Here is a 3,705-nt window from a genome sequence, read left to right as displayed (position 1 = left end):
GGCAAAGCGCCCAACGCCTGCGCCCAACGGTGCTCGAGGCGTTCATGTCCATAAGCCACCCAGACTCCGATGAGATCGCAATACGGACGCAGATAGTCCAGATGCCAATGCGGCCGGGACGTGATGCGGTGATGATGACGACAGCGCGCAGCCACGCCACCGGGTCCGAGGGCACTGCCGACGTAGAGGAAGCTCTCTTCGAGCCCGTTCAGCGTCAGCGGTCCGAGACGGCCGATCTGTATCCTGCCCTGTTGCCGAGGCGTGAGGAGGACGGCATAGGTGCCAGGGCGGCTGTCAGTGGGTGTGGAATCGCTCACGCGTATTCCGTTCGGTCTTGGCGGCTGGCCATGAAAGGGCGGCAGCGGTCAGTTGCTCAGCCGCATCGAATGACGAGCGCTTAGTCGCTGGATTCGGCGACCTCAACCATCACCTCGTTGCGGCGCAGGAACGGCAGCGAGAACGGGGAGTTGTAGCGGGCATAGAGGGGCTCACCAAGCGGTGTCAGACCAGCGGCACGGACGGCATCGAGCAGCTGTGCCTCATGGCTCCGGTAGTTGGATTCGCCCCAACCGCCGGAGTACTTCAGCACCGCCATCAGGCGGCCAGGCGCTTCGCGCAGACTCACGCGCGGGTCGTTGGGACGCGGCACCGTCTCGAGCGTGAAGCGCTCCGGCATCACGAAGCTGATGATGAAGCTATCGTCGTCGGTCTGCGCGGGGCGTTGCGTCACCGGGGCGGTCATCTCGATCCGCGTTCCGGCTTGGTCATCGTCGCTGGCCGACGGGCGCTGCGTGACGGGTGCGGTCATTGCGATCTTCTCGGCGGCCTGGTTGTTGCCGAAGATGTAGTCGGCAAGGATGCCAAAGGCCTTGCCGCCGACCTTGTCGAAGCGGCCCTGGACCTCGGTTTCAGCGAGCAGGTGCGGCTGATAGCGGCGAAGTTCAAAGCCCGGCGCTTCGCGCACGACCTCGTAAGGCGGTTCTTCGGTGGCCATTGCGTGCCCTCCCCAGACTGTCAGCACCATCGCCAGCGCGATGGGCGTCAACAGCGCGTTGTACCTGTTCATCATTGATGTCCTCACGCAGCTGTGGTGTTGGCAAAACCGGTTTGGTAGTGGAGGGCCGCGCTTCATGCAAAGCTCCTCGCGTGTCACAAGACCAACCGCCCGTCGCGACTCAGTCTCTGGGTCGGCGTCTGGCTGATGCGGTCTTGGGGTTGATTGCGGGGGCAGCGCTGTTAACGGCATTTGCCCCATTGCCTTCGTTGGCGTTGAACCTGACCGCCTGGGCCGTGTTCATCCTGGTGCTCGCGCTGAGCGCCCTGCTTGATCATCGGCGCGCGCAGCGGACCACCAGATCCACCATGCGACAAGGCGTGCGGTCAGCGCACCTGACCAAACGGTCTCCGACGGCCTCAGGCCTCAGGCATCACTCACGTGGCAGATGATCAGGACATCGACGACTGGCTCGGCCCCTTCAATCCTGATAACGGCCTCTCTTTGGATATGGCGCCCTGCTTTACATATGACGATCTCAGCCGGGATTCCTAGTCGCCGATCAACATCAGGATTGAGGTGATTCATGCCGATTCGCCCGAGTTAGGACCAAGCTCTTGCAGACTCCAGGGCCGTCGTCACTTGAGTCCAGTCTGCCGTCGCCCGATTTCCAGCCACACCCTCATAGTAGCTTTGGTTGCTCGCATCCGCTGGCAGGCCCGCCCAGATGCGCGAGAGGTTGTGCGCAAAGGCGTCGTCCGACAGCCGCCCCGCCTGCCAGGCCTCCAGCCCCGCTTCGCGCGCGAGAGTCATTGCCATGCGGTCCTGCAGTTCGGGTGTGAAGCGCTCCTGTCCATTAAGTCCCAGACGCACTGAGGGATACCCTGGCTGAAGATCTCGAGGCCGTGGGCGAGACCATCTTCTCGGAGGTCGAGCAGATGGCCCGACATCTGGAACAGACGTTCCTCGGCCGAGACGAGCTGTCCCAGCGTGCACTGGGGACCTTCCGGCGCATTGCCGACAAGCTCGATGCCCTGAGCTTTGCCGACTATCGCATCGATCCGGTGGTGCGCTCGCTGCGCGCCTGGCTGGCGCGTCTGCCCGCGAGCGGAGCGATCACCGGCGGGTTGTTCCTGGAAGGCTGGGCATTGATGCGCCTGGTTGGCGATGCCGAAGCGATGGCGCGCCACGGAGCGGGTCTGCTCGCCTTGGCGGAACTGATGCCGCAGAACGTCTCTGGCGTGGTGCTGGACGTTCGTCCTGATCGCACCACCGATGCCGATGAGACGGCTGACAGTGCCGATGTCGACGCCGATGCCGACAGTCATCCCGTTTCAGGGGTGGATGCGCAGACCGATTCAGATGTACTCGCACCCCTGAGCACCGAGACGCAGACCAAACCTGCGGAGGCATCATCGACGCTCGCGGAGCCGATCGCGGACTTCGACGCGTTGTTCAATGACGGTCCGGTCGACGACCTGGATGTGGCCCCAGCGTTCGATTCCACGAGCACGCCAAGATCGCAAACGGCCTCGGTTTCACCCGAGCCCATCAGCGCCCAGGACTTCTGGTTCTGAGCCGCCACCCAGGCCGTCACCGGCTCCAACCGGAGCCTTGACGGCCTTCATCCATCCCCCTGCGGGGCAGTCGGCCCTAAGGGGCGGCTGTCCCCGATTGATTGTTTCGGAGACACCTGATGATCACAACCTCAACCACGCTACACCGGGCCATGCCGATCGTCGCGGCGGCGCTGGGACGCCAGTTCGGGGTCGCTGTCCGCGTTGGCGGAAGCGACGCCCTGACCGATGGCCAGACCATCGTCGTGCCAGCCCTGCCCAGCGATTCAGCACTGTTGCCGGTCGCCTGGGGCTATCTGGCGCATGAGGCCGCGCATCTGCGCTATACCGATTTTGACGTCTACCGACGTGCGGCTCGAGACGGCGATGCCCTGAGTGGGCAGATCCTGAACATCCTCGAGGATGTGCGCATCGAGCGCGCGCTCGCCGGTCCTTATCCCGGCACCCGTGAGACGCTGCAGGCGGTCTGTGCGCATCTGCTCGATGCGGGTGCGATGACGGCGCCGCCCTGGGATGCGCATCCGGCGCGGATACTGAGCACCTATCTCCTGCTCTCGCTGCGCCATTACGTGCTTGGCTACGGTCGGCTCGCCAAGGAATCGCAGCGTGCCGAGGAGCGCCTGCGTGCGGTCTTTGCAGCCTGCACGGTGCATCGACTGCAGGGGCTGCTGACCGAGGTGTCGCAGTTGCAGAGCACCGAGGCGGTCGCCGAGCTGACAGGACGCGTGCGGGCTCTGCTGGAGGCTGAGAACGAGGGCGCTCAGGCTGTGCAAGAAGCCCCGCAAGCACCTGAAGCGGCGCAGCCGGAGCAGGCTTCGCCGGAAGCTGCGCAGGATGACTCGCAGCAAGACGATCGCGCAGCGGGAGATTGCGCTCAGCCCTCTTCAGGAGCCGGAACCGATGGCGCTGACGATAGCGCAACCGACGTGCTTGGCACCGACGATCAGGGCCAACGACCCGAGCCCGCAAAGGACGATGATGCTGACCAAACCGGTACGAGTACGGATGCTGAAGAGAGTGCGTCTCCAGACCCGGACTCGGACTCGGACTCGGACTCGGACTCGGACTCGGACTCGGACTCGGACTCGGACTCGGACTCGGACTCGGACTCGGACTCGGACTCGGACTCGGACT

The 3,705-nt window shown here is 64.3% G+C and carries 4 protein-coding genes and 1 pseudogene; 2 read left to right on the top strand and 3 right to left on the bottom strand.

Features of this window, described 5'->3' with window-relative positions; all coding sequences use genetic code 11:
• The 3 genes from ACY693_RS16595 to ACY693_RS16585 all read right to left on the bottom strand — a co-directional run.
• Positions 1-317 (bottom strand): GIY-YIG nuclease family protein (locus ACY693_RS16595; protein ID WP_462322919.1); only part of this gene is annotated, 317 nt, incomplete at its 3' end.
• A gap of 80 nt (positions 318-397) precedes the next feature.
• Entirely contained in the window at positions 398-1,066 is a 669-nt protein-coding gene (locus ACY693_RS16590; protein ID WP_462322918.1) for an SOUL family heme-binding protein, read from the bottom strand.
• A gap of 531 nt (positions 1,067-1,597) precedes the next feature.
• Entirely contained in the window at positions 1,598-1,813 is a 216-nt protein-coding gene (locus ACY693_RS16585; RefSeq protein ID WP_462322917.1) for a hypothetical protein, read from the bottom strand.
• 53 nt (positions 1,814-1,866) lie between these two features.
• On the opposite strand from ACY693_RS16585, the gene ACY693_RS16580 reads away from it, so the two are divergent.
• Together ACY693_RS16580 and ACY693_RS16575 are read left to right on the top strand one after the other, a co-directional pair.
• A complete protein-coding gene (locus ACY693_RS16580; protein ID WP_462322920.1) occupies positions 1,867-2,571 on the top strand; it encodes a DUF3150 domain-containing protein in 705 nt (234 codons plus the stop codon).
• Positions 2,572-2,690: 119 nt separating this feature from the next.
• Positions 2,691-3,705, top strand: a pseudogene (locus ACY693_RS16575) (VWA domain-containing protein); the annotation flags it as partial.

Source organism: Halochromatium sp. (assembly GCF_054919635.1).
Note: the sequence above shows the minus strand (reverse complement) of the source record. Positions and strands in the feature narration are given on the sequence as shown.